Origin of the sequence: Halomonas marinisediminis (assembly GCF_004347715.1) — a bacterium.
Classification (GTDB): Bacteria; Pseudomonadota; Gammaproteobacteria; order Pseudomonadales; family Halomonadaceae; genus Halomonas; species Halomonas icarae.
Genome location: NZ_SLTR01000009.1, coordinates 35,402 through 52,480, shown reverse-complemented (window position 1 = coordinate 52,480; position 17,079 = coordinate 35,402). Strand labels below are relative to the sequence as shown.

General features: G+C 63.2%; 12 protein-coding genes. 10 read left to right on the top strand and 2 right to left on the bottom strand.

Annotation, left to right across the window (positions count from 1 at the left end):
* Window positions 1-97 precede the first annotated feature (97 nt).
* Together rpmE and E0702_RS08415 are read left to right on the top strand one after the other, a co-directional pair.
* A complete protein-coding gene (gene rpmE / locus E0702_RS08420) occupies window positions 98-310 on the top strand; it encodes a 50S ribosomal protein L31 (protein ID WP_132042781.1) in 213 nt (70 codons plus the stop codon).
* A gap of 185 nt (window positions 311-495) precedes the next feature.
* Window positions 496-1,764 (top strand): malic enzyme-like NAD(P)-binding protein, encoded by a 1,269-nt coding sequence (locus E0702_RS08415; protein ID WP_132042779.1) that lies wholly within the window; start codon window positions 496-498, stop codon window positions 1,762-1,764.
* Between the two features lie 73 nt (window positions 1,765-1,837).
* On the opposite strand, the gene E0702_RS08410 is transcribed toward E0702_RS08415, so the two are convergent.
* On the bottom strand, window positions 1,838-2,602 hold the full coding sequence (locus E0702_RS08410) for a DUF481 domain-containing protein (RefSeq protein ID WP_132042777.1): 765 nt from the start codon (window positions 2,600-2,602) through the stop codon (window positions 1,838-1,840).
* 110 nt (window positions 2,603-2,712) lie between these two features.
* Entirely contained in the window at window positions 2,713-5,229 is a 2,517-nt protein-coding gene (locus E0702_RS08405; RefSeq protein WP_132042775.1) for a penicillin-binding protein 1A, read from the bottom strand.
* Between the two features lie 274 nt (window positions 5,230-5,503).
* On the opposite strand from E0702_RS08405, the gene pilM reads away from it, so the two are divergent.
* The 8 genes from pilM to gltB all read left to right on the top strand — a co-directional run bounded on the left by pilM (window position 5,504) and on the right by gltB (window position 17,070).
* Window positions 5,504-6,565, top strand: coding sequence for a type IV pilus assembly protein PilM (pilM, locus tag E0702_RS08400; protein WP_132042773.1), 1,062 nt, complete (start codon window positions 5,504-5,506; stop codon window positions 6,563-6,565).
* Entirely contained in the window at window positions 6,562-7,149 is a 588-nt protein-coding gene (locus tag E0702_RS08395) for a PilN domain-containing protein (RefSeq protein WP_132042771.1), read from the top strand. The genes pilM and E0702_RS08395 overlap by 4 nt, the downstream gene beginning before the upstream one ends.
* Complete coding sequence (locus E0702_RS08390) at window positions 7,146-7,769, top strand: type 4a pilus biogenesis protein PilO (protein WP_132042769.1); 624 nt, start codon at window positions 7,146-7,148, stop codon at window positions 7,767-7,769. Before E0702_RS08395 ends, E0702_RS08390 begins: the two co-directional genes overlap by 4 nt.
* Window positions 7,770-7,807: 38 nt before the next feature.
* On the top strand, window positions 7,808-8,302 hold the full coding sequence (locus E0702_RS08385; protein WP_240721698.1) for a pilus assembly protein PilP: 495 nt from the start codon (window positions 7,808-7,810) through the stop codon (window positions 8,300-8,302).
* 96 nt (window positions 8,303-8,398) lie between these two features.
* The gene (pilQ, locus tag E0702_RS08380) at window positions 8,399-10,507 is read left to right on the top strand and encodes a type IV pilus secretin PilQ (RefSeq protein WP_132042765.1); all 2,109 of its coding nucleotides are present in this window, start codon (window positions 8,399-8,401) and stop codon (window positions 10,505-10,507) included.
* Window positions 10,507-11,049, top strand: coding sequence for a shikimate kinase AroK (gene aroK, locus E0702_RS08375; protein ID WP_132042763.1), 543 nt, complete (start codon window positions 10,507-10,509; stop codon window positions 11,047-11,049). The genes pilQ and aroK overlap by 1 nt, the downstream gene beginning before the upstream one ends.
* 3 nt (window positions 11,050-11,052) lie before the next feature.
* The gene (gene aroB, locus E0702_RS08370) at window positions 11,053-12,159 is read left to right on the top strand and encodes a 3-dehydroquinate synthase (RefSeq protein ID WP_132042761.1); all 1,107 of its coding nucleotides are present in this window, start codon (window positions 11,053-11,055) and stop codon (window positions 12,157-12,159) included.
* Between the two features lie 459 nt (window positions 12,160-12,618).
* Window positions 12,619-17,070, top strand: coding sequence for a glutamate synthase large subunit (gene gltB / locus E0702_RS08365; protein ID WP_132042759.1), 4,452 nt, complete (start codon window positions 12,619-12,621; stop codon window positions 17,068-17,070).
* The last annotated feature ends 9 nt before the right edge of the window (window positions 17,071-17,079 follow it).

Sequence of the window (17,079 nt, the reverse complement as noted above, 5' to 3'; positions counted from 1 at the left end):
TTTGGCAATCAATAGTGTTGCTCGTCAATCGATAGACAACCGTGTGCGGTGCCTGGCAGCGGATCAGGTGGCGGCATACAGCGCAACGAGGCTCAAGATGAAACAAGGTATCCACCCCGAATACAAGACGATCAGCGCAACCTGTTCCTGCGGCGCCACCTTCGAGGTCGGCTCCACCGCCGGTCGCGATCTGGAACTGGACGTCTGCTCTCAGTGCCATCCCTTCTATACCGGCAAGCAGAAGCAGGCCACCACCGGTGGTCGTGTCGAGCGCTTCAACAAGCGTTTCGGCGCCGCGCTCAAGCGCTGATCGTGACCGATGTCGGTCAGCCGTCACGAGAACCCGCCTTCCTGGCGGGTTCTTGCGTTTTGGCGGCAAGGTGCCGGCAACGGCGTCAAACGAGCGTCCAGCAGGCGCTTCGTGGGGCGCTGTTCAGTTGTGGAATATTTTTCTATACTTGTTGAACAAGTCACCCTTCCTGATGGATCTCGAGCATGACTGATGCAAGACAGGCGGCGCTGGACTACCACGCAAAACCCATTCCCGGAAAACTCTCCATCGAGCTCACCAAGCCTACCGCCACTGCCAGGGATCTGGCACTGGCCTACAGCCCCGGCGTGGCCGAGCCGGTGCGCGAGATCGCTCGGGACCCTGAAAATGCCTACCGTTACACCGGCAAGGGTAACCTGGTGGCAGTGATCTCCGATGGGACTGCCATCCTAGGCCTGGGCAATCTCGGGGCGTTGGCCAGCAAGCCGGTCATGGAAGGCAAGGGAGTGCTGTTCAAGCGCTTCGCCGGTATCAACTCCGTGGATATCGAGGTCAATGCCGAAAGTCCTCAGGCCTTTATCGATACCGTGGCGCGCATCGCCGATACCTGGGGGGGAATCAACCTCGAGGATATCAAGGCGCCAGAGTGCTTCGAGATCGAGCGCACGCTCATCGAGCAGTGCAGTATCCCGGTGTTCCATGATGACCAGCATGGAACCGCCATCGTCACTGCGGCCGGCATGCTCAATGCTCTGGATATTGCCGGAAAGAAGCTTTCCGAAGCGAAAATTGTCTGCATGGGGGCTGGCGCCGCGGCCATCGCCTGCATGAAGCTACTGGTCTCCTGTGGTGCGCGCGCCGAGAATATCGTGATGCTCGATCGCAAGGGCGTGATCCATAGTGGGCGAGAGGATCTCAATCAGTACAAGGCGATGTTTGCCGTGGAGACCGACAAGCGCACCCTCGATGATGCCATCGATGGCGCCGACGCCTTCGTGGGACTTTCCGGTCCAGGGCTGATGAGTGCCGATCATTTGCGCAAGATGGCCTCGAACCCGGTGGTGTTCGCCTGCACCAATCCGGACCCGGAAATCCACCCCGATGTCGCCCACGAGACCCGTGATGATGTGATCATGGCCACCGGTCGCTCCGACTATCCCAACCAGGTCAACAATGTACTGGGTTTCCCGTTCATCTTCCGCGGTGCCCTGGATGTTCGGGCCACGCGAATCAACGAGGAGATGAAGGTGGCGGCGGTGCACGCGCTCAAGGACCTGGCGCGGGAGCCGGTGCCCGGAGATGTGCTCGAGGCCTATGGCAAGGAGAGCATGAGCTTCGGTCGCGACTACATCATTCCCACGCCGGTCGATGTACGCCTGCTGGACCGGGTGACCTCCGCCGTCGCTCAGGCTGCCGTGGACTCCGGTGTGGCGCGCAAGCCCTACCCCTCCCATTACCCGCTGACCGCAGTGGATGACATCTACGGAGCATGAGCCTCTGAGTACTCGCCACCGCCCATGACGACGCCGGCCCTCGAGCCGGCGTCAGTATTTATGTGTTACTGGATTACCAGTCGTAGAGAATGGAGGCGCTGGTGGTCTCGTCGGTACGTGCCTCAGCGTCCGCCGGAGGGCGCGAGGTATCCTTGATCTCGTGCGACAGCTTCAAGGCCAGGTGTGAGTTTAGCCGAGCGGTGAGTGACGAAAGTGAGCGCGAGGTGGTGTTGGCATCGGTGGCCTCCACCGACAGCTCTTGCTCCAGGCTCGCGGTCTTCGAGAAAGCCCACTCGTAGGCCATCGCGCCATATGCTACGCCCAGCGAGGCGTTCTCCTTTCCCTCGATGCGGTCGTAGCGGTAGCCCGGTCCCGCTTCCAGTGAAAGTCGGTGACCCTCGTCGTCGAGCAGGTCTCGTCCATAGCCGGCGATGGTGGTGAATTGCTGGTCATAGCCGCTGAAGCGGTCTCTCTCTCCGCGAGCGAAGCCAAAGAGGTAGTGGGGGCCTTCGAGGTCAAAGCGTTCGCGACCGGCCACCAGGTACTGCTCGGCGCTGGTGTCGCCATCACGACTGACATTGCGTACCTCGCCGCGCAGGGTGTGAGTCCAGTCGTCGGTAAACCAGGTGAGTCGGCCCTTGGCGATCAAGGTCTGGCTGTCGGTGTTGCCAGACATATGGGTGTAGCCCAGCTCGGTGCTGCCGCTGAAGGCCTCGTCGTCCTCTGTGGGCAAGGGCGGGGCATAGAAGGGGCTGGAGTGCACCTTGCCCGCAATTGCTAACAGGCCAAAAAGCGCCAGCCATACAGATGTGCAGGACCGAAACGCAGAATGCGGCATGGTCGGTCTCTCGGGTTGCCAGGTATCGTAAGTGGAGAGCGGCGCGTGAAGCAGTCAAGGGACGAGAGCCTCCGCGCCGCTGCCAGCGAATGCCGGGATTGGTCGAAACGTTAGAAGATTGCCTCGTAGACGCCCGTACCCTGGGAGCCACTCTGTTGTTCCACCTCACGCTCCACACGGCGGGGTTGCCGCTCAGGAAGGTGGTCGGGGTGGAAGAGCTCGCTGATGCCGCCGCTCGATACGCGTCGGCCGGTCTCGGGGTCGACGCGTGCGGTGATCAGCTCGCCAGGCGCCTCGGGCATGGCCAGGGGCTTGCCGTCGAGGGCCTCGCCCATGAACGCTATCCAGATCGGCAGGGCCGCATTGGCGCCGTATTCGGCGGTGGTGGTGTTGTCATCCTTGCCTAGCCAGACCGTGGCCACCAGATCGCTGTTGAAACCGGCGAACCAGGTGTCGCGCTGGCCGTTGGTGGTGCCGGTCTTGCCGACGATATCCTCGCGGCCCAGCTCCAGGGCACGGCGGCCGGTGCCGTTCTCGATCACATCACGCAGCATGTCGCGCAGGATATAGAGGTTGATGGGATCGACCACGCGCTCGGCGACGGCATGGCGCTCACCCTCAATCGTTACCTCCTCCTGCCCGGCGCTGCACTCGCGGCAAGCCACGACCGTCTGCGTCTCTTCTACAATCGTTTCGCCCTTGGCGACGCGCTCGATAAACCAGGGCGAGATCTTGAAGCCGCCGTTGGCCAGAATCGCATAGGCGCTGGTCATCTCCAGAGGGGTCAGGCTGGCGCTGCCCAGCGCCAGGGAGAGGCCATGGGGAAGGCGCGATTCATCGAAACCGAACCCCTTGAGGAACTCGATGGTCTCGCTGAGGCCTACCTCGCGAAGCACGCGGATGGTCACCAGGTTGCGAGATCGCGCCAAGGCATTGCGCAGGCGCATCGGGCCGAGGAAGTCACCGCTTGAGTTGACCGGGCGCCACAGCTCGTTGCTGCCGTCGTCGATCACCACCGGAGCGTCGTTGACGACGCTGGCGGCGGTCATCATGCCGCTCTCGAGCGCCGCCAGATAGATGAAGGGCTTGAAGATGGAGCCCGACTGGCGCTGAGCCTGTACGGCGCGATTAAACTTGCTGGCGTTGAAGTCGAAACCGCCCTGAAGGGCGAGAATGGCGCCGGTATCGGGATGCATCACCACCAGGGAGCCTTCCGCGTCGGGGCGCTGAGCCAGGCGCAGGCTGCCGTCGTCGCGCTCCATTACGCGCACCAGGTCGCCACGGCCGGCGATCTCGGCCGCCGAGCCTGGCTCGGCGCCGCGGTAGCGTGCGCTCTTGTACTCGCGGGCCCAGGAGAGGCCGTCCCACTCGATGGTCCGCAGCTTGCCTTCGCGCATCAGCACGCGCATCTGGCGGCCTTCACTCTCTACCACGATGGCAGGTTGGAGAAGGCCATAGCGTGGCGTGCGCTCCAGCACCTGCACCCAGTTGCTGACGTCGCCGTCGATTCCTTCGATACGGGTCTCGCTTCGCTCGGCGGCGCGTCGGGCGGTCTCCAGCACTTCGGGGGACTCCTCGAGCTCCTCCTCCAGGCCGCTGCGCTCGGTGCGATCCTGGGCCTCTGCCAGACTCGGCGGCAGTTGCTGCTCTTCCGGCCCGCGCCAGCCGTGGCGGGTGTCGTAGTCGATCAGGCCACGGGCCAGGGCGCGGCGCGCCATGGGCTGGAGCTCGCTATCCAGGCTGGTGGTGATCTTGTATCCGCCGGTATAGACCTCGCTTTCGCCGAAGCGGTCGACGGCATACTGTCTCGCCATCTCGGCGACGTAATCGGCATCGACTTCGGCCTTAGCCACATGGCGCTCGGCGGTGATGGGGGCCTGCACCGCCTCATCATAGGTGGCCTGGTCGATATGCCCCAGTTCCCGCATGCGGAACAGAATCCAGTTGCGGCGAATCAGCGCGCGCTCGGGGTTGGTCAGAGGGTTGAAGCTGGAGGGGGCCTTGGGCAGGCCGGCAATCATCGCCTTCTCGGCCAGGGTCAACTCGGCCAGCGGACGGTTATAGTAGATTTCGGCGGCGGCGGCGATGCCGTAGGCGCGATGACCCAGGAAGATCTTGTTGACGTAGAGCTCGAGGATCTCCTCCTTGCTGAGCACTCGCTCCATTTGCAGGGCGAGCAGGATCTCCCGAATCTTGCGGGTAAAGGTACGGTCCAGGGTCAGCAAATAGTTGCGCGCTACCTGCATCGTAATGGTGGAGCCGCCGGACTGAATCTTGCCGCCGCTTGCTACCAGTTCGCCGGCCGCCCGCAGCAGGCCCATGGGGTCGACGCCACGGTGCTCGAAGAAGCCGTCATCCTCGGCGGCCAGCAGTGCCTGGATAAACTCCGCAGGGATTTCGTCATGGTCGATGGGCAGGCGGCGCTCTTCACCATATTCGCCGATCAACTTGCCATCGCGGGTATAGATGCGCAGTGGTGAATGCAGCTCGAAGTCCTGGAGCTGGCGCACGTCGGGCAGCCCGGGCGCAAAGTAGAGGGCGGCGCCCACTACGCCCAGGCCCGCCGCGGCGATCAGCGAGACGGTGAGCCAGACCAGGGAAAAGAGCAGGGTTCTGATAAACGTCATGAAGTGGTGGTGTCCATGCTGGGAACTGGAGCGGATGTGAAGCGATGACGATACGTTGGTTGCGACATTGGTTGCCGGGCCATTATAGAAAGCCCGGCCGAGGGTCACCAGCGTTGACGATGCTAGCCCAAGGTTTACCGTGTTAGTAATGGCAAGATCATGTAACCTCATGCGACAAGACTGAGATAAACAATCGAGACCTGCCGTGGTAGAAGCAAGGCAGGCACCACGTCAAGGCAAGCATGCCGCACGACTCAGCAGGGGCAAAACAGAGATGCGATTGATGGCATCAAGCAAGGGGGTGATCGGTGTCGATATCACTTCGGCTACGGTCAAGCTTGTGGAGCTCAGGCAAACTGGCGCCACCTATCAGGTGGAGAGCTATGCCGTCAGGCCGCTGCGCGAGGGGGCTGTGGTCGAGCGACGCATACAGGATATGGACGAGGTGGTTGACGCCCTTACCCGAGCCGTCCATCAGGCCAGGCCTCGCACCCGCAAGGCAGTGGTAGCCGTACCCGCCAGCGCAGCGATCACCAAGACGCTCACGCTACCCGCATCGCTGAGCAGCGATGAAATCGAGTCGCGAATCGAGCTTGAATCTGACAAGCACATTCCCTTTCCGTTCAGTGAAGTCGCCTATGACTTCCAGCGCCTGGGACTCAATGCGCGCTATGCCGACCAGCAGGACGTGCTGCTGGTGGCCTGCCGGCAGCAGGAGGTCGGCCAGCTGACCGACGCCGTGATGCAGTCAGGGTTGACGCCGGCAGCAGTGGATGTCGAGACCTTTGCCATGGAGAGGGCCTTCACCGAGTTGCGCCGCCAGTTGCCGGCACATGTCGAAGAGGAGGATTGCGTGGCGCTGGTGGATATCGGAGCCAACATGAATACCTTCCATGTGCTGCGTCATGGGCGGATCGTCTACAGTCGTGACACCGTATTCGGCGGTCGTCAGCTGACCGAGGAGATTCGTAATCGCTACGGCCTGAGCTATGACGAAGCGGGGCTCGCCAAGAAGCGCGGCGGCTTGCCGGAAGACTACCAGCACAGCGTCCTTACCCCCTTCATCGACACCCTGGCCCAGCAGGTCGGGCGTTCGCTGCAGCTCTACTACACCGCCGGGCGCAAGCAGGAGGTGCGCCATATGGTGCTGGCCGGAGGTACCAGCGTACTGCCTGGCCTGGCCGAGCGCCTGGCCCAGGAGAGCGGCATGGAGGTCTCCATCGCCAATCCATTGGCGCGCATGAAGGTCAACAGCCGTATCGATGTACAGACGCTTTCCGGCGAAGCGCCAGCCATGTTGACGGCCTGTGGTCTGGCATTGAGGGCGCGCTCATGACGATCGAGATCAACCTGCTGCCATGGCGAGAAGAGAAGCGGGCGCGGCGCAGCAAGCGCTTCTATGTGGCACTGGGGGGGGCGGCGCTGCTGGGAATTGCTGGAGGCTATGCCATGACCTGGTTCTATCAGCAGCAAGTCGAGGTTCAGCGTCAGCGCAATGCCTATATCGAGACCCAGACTCGTCAGTTTGACTCATCGATCAGAGAGGTCGGCGACCTGGAGACGGTTCGTGATCAGGTGATCGAGAAGGTTGGCGTCTTTACCGAGCTGCAGAACGGGCGCAGCCAGACGGTTCACGTGATGAGCGATCTGATCACCAGCCTCGAGGAGGGTGTCTATTACACCCAGTTCACTCGTCAGGATGACGGTCTGCGCCTCTCCGGGCGAGCCGAGGATAATGGCCAGGTTTCCGATCAGCTGCGCCGCCTGGAGGCGGCAGCCTCCTTTACCGAGCCGGTGCTATCGGGAGTCGAAGCCGAGGGCGGCGGGGAGCGTAGAAGCTTCAGTCTCAGCATGAGTCAGCGCATGCCCGCAACGCACGCGGAAAAGTCATCCGGCGGAACCGAGGAGGAGAGGCCATGAACCTCAATGCCGAGATGCGTCGGCTGCGCGAGCTGGACTGGCGCGAGCTCGATATCAAGGAGGCCGGGGTGTGGCCCTGGTCATTGCAGCTGCTGCTCTGTCTGTTGACGCTGGGTGTGACTTTCTTCGCCATGCACTGGTATCTGGCTGCGCCAGCCAAGGCACAGCTCGAGCAGGTCAGGGCCGAAGAGCCACAGTTGATTCGCGCCTTCAGAACCAAGGCGGCGCTGGCCGCCAGGCTTGAGCCTCTTCGTGAGCAGGTGGAGGCTCTCGAGGTGCGCATGGACGAACTGCGCGAGATGTTGCCCAGTGGTGCGGAGATTCCGGCCCTGCTCGACAATATCACCGAGACTGCCCTCGACAACCAGCTGACGATCGACTACATCCGTCTGCGTGGCACGGCGGCCCAGGAACACTATGTCGTGCAGCCTTTCGATATTCAGGTGCGTGGCGACTATCACCGTATCGCCGCCTTCCTGGCCGGCGTCGCCGGCCTGCCGCGCATTGTTACCCTGCATGACATGACGTTGTCACCGGAGGGGGATAACGGTCACAACCTGCGGCTTGCCCTGGTGGCGCGAACTTACAGCTATCGGAAAGACGCGGAGGGCGACTCATGAGGGCCGGGCAGAGAGTAGTCGCAGGGAGTGCAGTCCTGTTGCTGATCGCCGGTTGCGCCGATCCGCAGCTGACCAGTCTCGACCGCGAGTTGGCCGAGATTCGTAACAACCCCGCCCCCGCACCGGAGATCGAGCTACCGGAGATACCCGATTTCGAAGCAGTGCCCTACACATATGCCGATCTGCGCAGTCCCTTTGTGCCGCGCATGCCCGAGGAGGAGGAGCCAGCTGAGGTTGCCACCGACCTGGCGCCCGATCTGGGCCGTGAGCGGGAAGCGCTGGAGGCCTATAGCCTCGGGGAGCTGCGTCTGGTGGGTACCCTGACCGAGGGTGGCCAGCCCTCCGCGCTGGTGCATGCACCGGATGGCCAGGTTCACCGGCTGCGGGTGGGCAATCATATGGGGAGCGATTTCGGTCGTATCGTCAGTATCACCTCATCAACGGTACAGTTGATCGAGATCGTGCCAACCGGGCGTGGTGGTTGGGTCGAGCGCACCACGCGGCTCGAGCTCAACGGCCAGCAGAGCGGCTAGCTCAGCAGGCACGGCAGTCAATAACAAGTGCGAACAGCGCAGCAGTTTATCATTGCTCCCGGGGAGCAACGTCAAGCAGGGGGAAGGGAACCAACCATGCAAGCACACATTATCAAGCGTACCGTGGCGCTGCTCGCCATGTTGGCGGTCTCGGGGGCTGCCATGGCCGCGTCGACGCTCGAAGAGCTCGATTTTCGGCAAGGCTCCAGCGGCGAGCTTGAGGTCGATCTTGAGTTTTCCGGCCTGGTTCCCGAGGTGCGTGGTTATCGCATCGACGATCCCGCACGGCTGACCATCGATCTGATGGAGACCGATAACCGCCTCGATCGTCGCAGCTACTCCCTGGGTATTGGCGGGGTGCAGCGGGTTACCGCCCTGGAGGCGGGCTCGCGGACCCGTCTGGTATTCGATCTCGAGGGGCCGCTGCCCTACAACACCCGAGAGCAGGGCAACCGCTTGCGCCTGGCCATTGGTGGCGGTGCCGCCGATACCGGCGTGGCGTCGACTGCCGACGCGTCGACGGCTGAGCCCGCATCGTCCTCCCGCCAGCCGGTCAGTCGCGGACCAAGCGTCGAAGATATCGACTTTCATCGTGGTGGCGATGGTGCCGGCCGGCTGGTGGTCACCTTCGATCGCGTCGGCATCGATGCCCGGGTGCGCGAGACCGGTCGCAACCGGATCACCGCCGAGCTGATGGGGGTCGATCTGCCCGCCTCGCTGGACCAGGTCTACGATGTCAGCGACTTCGACACCCCGCTGCAGCGGGTGACGCCGCAGGTGGGGCGCAACGGTGTCGTCCTGAATATTCAGGGAAGTGGAGACTATGCCATGGTCTCTACCCAGAGCGGCCGCCAGCTGACCATCGAGGCCCAGCCGGTTACCCGCCAGCAGCAGGAGCGGCGGGTGCGCGAGCAGTTTCCCTACACCGGCAAGCGGATTACCCTCAATTTCCAGGATATCGAGGTGCGCTCGGTGCTGGCGATCATCGCCGACTTCACCGGCCTCAACCTGGTGGCCAGCGACAGCGTGCAGGGGCGCGTGACCCTCAATCTCGAGGATGTGCCCTGGGATCAGGCACTGGATCTGGTGCTCAAGAGTCATGGTCTGGCCAGCCGCCAGGAGGGCAATGTGATCGTGGTGGCCCCGGCCGCCGAGCTGGCCCAGCGTGAGCAGCTGGAGCTCGAGACTCGCGAGCAGCTGGAGGTCCTGGCGCCGCTGGAGACCGAATATATCGAGGTGAAGTACGCCAAGGCGAATGATATCGCCGCGCTGCTGCGGGGACAGGATGGTTTCGGCCTGTTGACCGAGCGCGGCAAGGTAGCGGTAGATGCTCGCACCAATACCCTGCTGATTCAGGATACTGCAGAGCAGATCAGCACTATCATGGATACCCTGGAGCGTCTCGATGTGGCGGTGCGCCAGGTGCAGATTGAGGCGCGTATTGTCATTGCCAGTGATAGTGCATCCCGTGAGCTTGGGATTAACTGGGGAGTTTCTGGTAATCGTGCGCCTGGCAGTAGTGGCTTTAATGTTGGTGGGGCGGCGTCAGGTAATAGCCCCCAGCAGGCCTTTTTCGATCCAGTCGCAGGTGAGCTAGTGTATCGTGACAGAGGTGGTTTGGCTGTTGATCTTGGAGGAGATGGCAGGGGCAGCATGACCTCCTTTGCATTTGGATATTTATCCGGCGATGTGTTGCTCGATCTTGAGCTGCGTGCTATGGAGAGCGATGGCAAGAGCTATACGATCTCTCAGCCGCGGGTAATCACCGCCAATCAAAGCACCGCGGTGATCAAGCAGGGTCAGGAGCGCGCCTACCGCGAGGCGTCGGCTAGTGGCGCCTCGGCGGTGGAGTTCAAGGAGGCGGTGCTCTCCCTGGAGGTGACGCCGCAGATCACGCCGGATAACCGCATCATCATGGATGTGGCGATCACCAATGATACATTCGGCGAGTTCAACCCCGGCGAGGAGCCGCCGATCAACAAGAACGAGATCGAGACCCAGGTGCTGGTGGATAATGGTGAGACCGTGGTGTTGGGAGGGATTCTTCAGACCGAAGAGCTGAGGTCCTTATCGAAAACTCCGTTCCTTGGAGACCTGCCAGTGTTAGGAAAGCTGTTTAGGTATACTCAGGAGAGTGATGACAAGGTAGAGTTGCTGGTATTCATTACCCCACGAATCCTGGATGACGGTGTGGCCCTTCGCTGATGCTGGCACTACCCAACCTGATACTGATCGGCCCCATGGGGGCCGGCAAGAGCACCATCGGCCGCCTCCTGGCGGCCGAGCTTTCTCGCGACTTCCTGGATTCCGACCATGAGATCCAAGACCGTTGCGGTGCCGATATCCCGTGGATCTTCGACGTCGAGGGTGAGGGTGGCTTTCGCGACCGCGAGACCTTGATGATCGACGAGCTGACCCATCGCGAGGGGGTGGTGATCGCCACCGGCGGGGGTGCGGTACTACGCGAGGAGAATCGTCGCATGCTGCGTGAGCGTGGCACCGTCATCTACCTCTTCACCACCGTGGAGCAGCAGCTCAGGCGAACCGCCAAGGATCGCAATCGTCCGCTGCTGCAGCGCCCCGACAAGGAGGCGGTGCTGCGCCAGATGTTCGGTGAGCGTGACCCCCTCTACCGTGCCACCGCCGACCTGACGGTGCGCACCGATCGGCGTGGTCCACGCTCGGTGGTCAACGATATCGTCCGCCGCGTGACGCGGTTGGTCGACCCTCTGCAAGCCAAGGCCTGAACCATGACCCAGACCCCTTCCGGCCCGCACACCCTCGAGGTGGCGCTGGGCAGTCGCAGCTACCCCATTCATATCGGCCCCGGCCTGCTCGATGAGCCCGGTGTCCTGGCCCCCTGGCTGGCCGGACAGCAGGCGATGATCGTCACCAACGAGACGGTGGCGCCTCTCTACCTCGAGCGCTGTCGCGCCGCTCTGCCCGAGGGCGTGGAGGTGCGCGAGCTGGTGCTGCCGGATGGCGAGGCCACCAAGAACCTCGAGCATGTCTCGCGCATCTGGGATGCGCTGCTCGAGGCGGGCTTCAATCGGCGCTGTACCCTGGTGGCTCTGGGGGGGGGGGTGGTCGGTGACATGGTGGGCTTCGCCGCGGCCTGCTATCAGCGTGGCGTGGCCTTTATCCAGGTGCCGACCACCCTGCTGGCCCAGGTGGACTCATCGGTGGGTGGCAAGACCGGAATCAACCACCCGCTGGGCAAGAACATGGTCGGCGCCTTCTGGCAGCCGCGAGGGGTGTTGATCGATACCGATACCCTGGACACCCTGCCGCCCCGCGAGCTTTCCGCCGGGCTGGCCGAGGTGATCAAGTATGGCCTGATTCGCGATGCGGACTTCCTCGCCTGGCTGGAGCGGTCGCTGCCCGCATTGCGCGAGCTGGAACCCGACGCTCTGGCAGGCGCCATCCAGCGCAGCTGTGCGCTCAAGGCGGAGATCGTCGCCGAGGATGAGACCGAGCAGGGGGTGCGGGCGCTGCTCAACCTTGGGCATACCTTCGGTCATGCCATCGAGGCGCATCAGGGCTATGGCGATTGGCTGCACGGCGAAGCGGTGGGTGCCGGGATGCTGATGGCCGCCGAGCTTTCGGCGCGACTGTGCTGGCTCTCGGTGCGTGATGTCGAGCGGTTGCGGGTGATCCTGCGGCTGGCGGGGTTGCCGCTGGAGGCCCCGGCCGGAATGGGTGTTGATGACTTCCTGTCGCGCATGCGTCTCGACAAGAAGAACGTCGACAGTCGCCTGCGCCTGGTGCTGCTGCGTGCCATGGGCGATGCCTGTGTGTATGACGCCACCCCGGAAGCGCTTCTGGTGGAGTTGCTGGAGCAGTTCCCTCGCGGCTGACCTCGTCTTTCTCGTTTGATCGCTACCTCTTTTGACCGGAACGCCCGCGCCACCTTGGTGCGGGCGTTCCTCGTCTATGCTGCTGAGTAGGCGGCTCCGGAGGAGGCGGTAGCCATTGATTGGCATGGAGTATGCGCTATTGGCATGGGTGATATGGCTCTTTTTAGACAAAAGTCTAATGCGGGATTCGTTTCGTTTGTTTTCCGTTTATGGTGATTGCAAGTGACTGAGCGGTGGGGGTTTTTTTTGGCGAGCCTGAAAGGCAACTCACGGATTTGTCGGTGGTTTTTGAGTAAGGAGAGGTCGCCGGTATTGCGCTGCAGTGTGGCGGCTGGCTATTCTGGGCGCACCTTATCCGCGCAGGTCGGTGCGAGGCACTCGCCTGGCATCATGAGATAAAAACCCTTTAATATAGCATGGGGTTGCTGCGAGCAAAACCCATTTCATCGAGGCGCGCCTATGAACAGTGGTCTATATCAGCCCGGCGAGTTCCGCGACAACTGCGGGTTCGGCCTGATCGCCCATATGGAGGGGCGTGCCAGCCATGAGCTGCTGCGCACCGCCATCGAATCTCTCACCTGCATGACGCATCGCGGCGGCATTGCCGCCGACGGCAAGACCGGCGACGGTTGCGGCCTGCTGCTGCAGTTGCCCGACACCTTCATGCGTGAAGTGGCCGAGGAGGCGCTGGGCGCCGCCCTGGGCGAGCGTTATGCGGTGGGGGCGGTGTTCCTGCCCGATGATGATGCCCGCGCCGAGCATGCTGCCGAGGTGCTCGAGGGCGAGCTACGCGCCCGCGGCCTGGTGATTCGTGGCTGGCGTGAGGTGCCGGTGGATGCTTCGGTGTGTGGCCCCATGGCGCTGGAGTGCCTGCCGCGTATTCGCCATCTGTTCGTGGAGCCAGGCAGAAACGGCAGCTCCGAGCGCTTCGAGGTCGACCTGTTCATGGCTCGTCGCCTGGCCGAGCAGTCGCTACGCGATGAGGAGGCGTTCTACGTCTGCTCGCTCTCCGAGAGGGTGATCTCCTACAAGGGGCTGGTGATGCCGGTGGACCTGCCGGCCTTCTATCGGGACCTGGGTGACGAGCGCCTGGAGACCGCCATCTGCGTCTTCCATCAGCGCTTCTCCACCAACACCGCGCCACGCTGGCCGCTGGCGCAGCCGTTCCGCTTGCTGGCCCATAACGGCGAGATCAATACCATCGAGGCCAATCGCGGCTGGGCCAATTCACGCAAGGAGAATTTCGTCTGCGAGCGGCTTCCCGACATTGCCGAGCTCGACGAGATCGTCAACACCGTGGGTTCCGACTCCTCGAGCATGGACAACATGCTCGAGGTGCTGCTGATGGGGGGCATGGGGCTGCACCGTGCGGTGCGCATGATGGTGCCGCCGGCCTGGCAGAACGTCGAGTTGATGGATCCCGAGCTGCGCGCCTTCTATGAATACAATTCCATGCATGTGGAGCCCTGGGATGGCCCCGCCGGCGTGGTGATGACCGACGGGCGCCAGGCACTCTGCATGCTCGACCGTAACGGCCTGAGGCCGGCGCGCTGGGTGATCACCAAGAACGGCTTTATCACCCTGGCCTCGGAGATCGGCACCTACGACTATGCGCCGGAGGATGTGGTGGCCAAGGGGCGCGTGGGGCCGGGGCAGGTGCTGGCCGTCGACACCGTGACCGGCGAGGTGCTGCATACCGAGGATATCGATGCCCGGCTGAAGTCGGCCTATCCCTACAAGCGCTGGCTCAAGGAAGAGGCGCAATATCTGGAGTCGTCGCTCACCGAGCTGGCCAGCTTCCATAACATGGACGCCGATGGCCTGGCCGTGGCCCAGAAGATGTTCCAGGTCAGTTTCGAGGAGCGGGACCTCCTGCTGCGTCCGCTGGGCGAGAGCGGCCAGGAGGCGGTAGGCTCCATGGGCGACGATACCCCCATGGCGGTGCTTTCCGCCAGGCCGCGTCTGCTCAGCGACTATTTTCGCCAGAAGTTCGCTCAGGTCACCAATCCGGCCATCGACCCGCTGCGCGAGGCGATCGTGATGTCGCTGGAGACCTGTATCGGTGCCGAGCGCAACGTCTTCAAGGCGACCCCCGAGCATGCCCATCGCATCATCCTGACGACGCCAATCCTCTCGCCGCGCAAGTTCACCGCCCTAGTGGAGCAGGAGGATGCGGCCTATGCCAGTCATCGGCTGCGCATGGCCTATGACCCCGAACACCACGGCCTGCAGGCCGCCCTGAGTGAGCTGTGCCGTCAGGCCACGGAGGCGGTCAAGGCCGGCAAGGTGATTCTGGTGCTTACCGATGCCGGCCTCGAGAAGGGCGAGCTGCCAATTCATGCGGCCCTGGCCGTTGGTGCCGTGCACCACCATCTGGGGCGGCTGTCGTTGCGCCCGCGCTGCAACATCGTGGTAGAGACCGGTTATGCCCGCGACGCCCACCAGATGGCGGTGCTGTTCGGGGTGGGGGCCACCGCCGTCTTTCCCTGGCTCGCCTACCAGGTGATGGCCGACATGCATCGCACCGGTGAGCTGGTCGGTAATCCCGCCGATGCCCGTGAGAACTACCGCAAGGGTCTGCAGAAGGGGCTGTTCAAGATTCTCTCCAAGATGGGGATCTCGACCCTCGCCTCCTATCGCGGCTCCCAGCTGTTCGAAGCGGTTGGACTCGACGATGAGGTGATGGCGCTATGCTTTCCGGGCATGGCCTCGCGCATTCAGGGCGCTGGCTTTGCCGAGTTGCAGCTCCAGCAGGAGCTGCTTGCCCGTGATGCCTGGGTTCCACGCAAGGGCATCAGCCAGGGAGGGTTGTTCAAGTATGTGCACGGTCACGAATACCACGCCTTCAATCCCGACGTGGTCAAGTCACTTCAGGAGGCGGTACAGGAGGGGAGTTACGCCAAGTGGAAGCGCTTCGCCGCACTGGTCAACGAGCGCTCTCCTGCCACTCTGCGCGACCTGCTCAGACTGAAGCCGGTAGCAGAGCCGTTGCCGCTCTCGGAGGTCGAGCCGGTCGAGGCACTGCTGCCGCGTTTCGACAGCGCCGGCATGTCATTGGGGGCGCTCTCGCCCGAAGCCCACGAGGCGCTGGCCCAGGCCATGAACGAGTCCGGCGGGCGCTCCAACTCCGGCGAGGGGGGCGAGGATCCGGCGCGCTACGGCACGATTCGTTCCTCCAAGATCAAGCAGATCGCTTCGGGGCGCTTCGGCGTCACCCCGGCCTACCTGGTCAACGCCGAGGTGCTGCAGATCAAGGTGGCCCAGGGCGCCAAGCCCGGCGAGGGCGGCCAGCTACCTGGCGGCAAGGTCAACGAGTTGATCGCACGGCTGCGCTATGCGGTGCCTGGTGTAACCCTGATCTCGCCCCCGCCGCATCACGATATCTACTCGATCGAGGACCTGGCGCAGCTGATATTCGACCTCAAGCAGGTCAACCCTGACGCCCAAGTGTCGGTGAAGCTGGTCTCCGAGCCCGGTATCGGCACCATCGCCACAGGGGTTGCCAAGGCCTATGCCGACCTGATCACCGTCTCGGGCTATGACGGCGGGACGGCGGCGAGCCCGATTACCTCCATCAAGCACGCCGGTTCCCCCTGGGAGCTGGGGCTGCCCGAGGTGCATCAGGCGCTGCGTATCAATGGTCTGCGCGACAAGATTCGTCTGCAGACCGACGGCGGCCTCAAGACCGGCCTCGATGTGGTGAAGGCGGCGATCCTTGGCGCCGAGAGCTTCGGGTTTGGTACCGCGCCCATGGTGGCACTGGGTTGCAAGTACCTGCGCATCTGTCATCTCAACAACTGTGCCACCGGCGTGGCCACCCAGCACGACTATCTGCGTGACGAGCACTTCCGCGGCACCGTGGATATGGTCAAGCACTACTTCCGCTTTATCGCCGAGGAGGTGCGCGAGCTGATGGCCATGCTGGGCGTGGCCAGGCTGACCGACCTGATCGGCCGTACCGACCTGCTCGAGGTGATCGAGGGCGCGACCGCTTCCCAGCGCAAGCTGGATCTGACGCCACTGCTCGGTAACGATCATGTGCCGGCGGATGCGCCGCAGTTCTGCAAGGTGAACCGCAACGTGCCTCATGACCCGGGTGCCAAGAACCAGGAGGTATTGGCGGCGCTGGAGGAGGCCATCGAACACGGCGGTGGTGGTGAGTTCACCTTCACCATTACCAACTGCGATCGCAGCGTGGGGGCGCTTGCCTCGGGGGTGATCGCCAAGCGTTACGGCGAGGCGGGCCTCGCGGAAGCACCGGTCACCGCACGCTTTACCGGGGTGGCTGGCCAGAGCTTCGGCGTATGGAATGCCCGCGGACTCAACCTCTATCTGGAAGGTGACGCCAACGACTACGTCGGCAAGGGCATGAACGGTGGCAAGGTGGTGATCACGCCACCCCGTGGCAGTCGCTTCGAGAGTCACAGGACGGCCATCATCGGCAATACCTGCCTGTATGGAGCCACCGGCGGCAAGCTGTTTGCGGCGGGCACCGCCGGTGAGCGTTTTGCCGTGCGCAACTCCGGTGTCCATGCGGTGGTCGAGGGCCTCGGCGACCACGGGTGTGAGTACATGACCGGCGGGCTGGTGGCCGTGCTCGGTGAGAGCGGGGACAACTTCGGTGCGGGCATGACCGGTGGCTTCGCCTACGTGCTCGACGAGGACCGCAGCTTCGTCGACAAGGTCAACCACGAGCTGGTGGAGATCCACCGAATCAATACCGAGGCCATGGAAGCCCATCGGCGTCACCTGCGCGAGGTCATCGAGGAGTTTGTCCTCGAGACCGACTCGGCCCGCGGTCACGCCATTCTCGAGGACTTCAGTGACTTTGTCCGCAACTTCTGGCTGGTGAAGCCCAAGGCGGCGAGCCTGAAGAGCCTGTTGGCCCAATCCCGGCAGCAGCCGGAATAAGAGACGGCG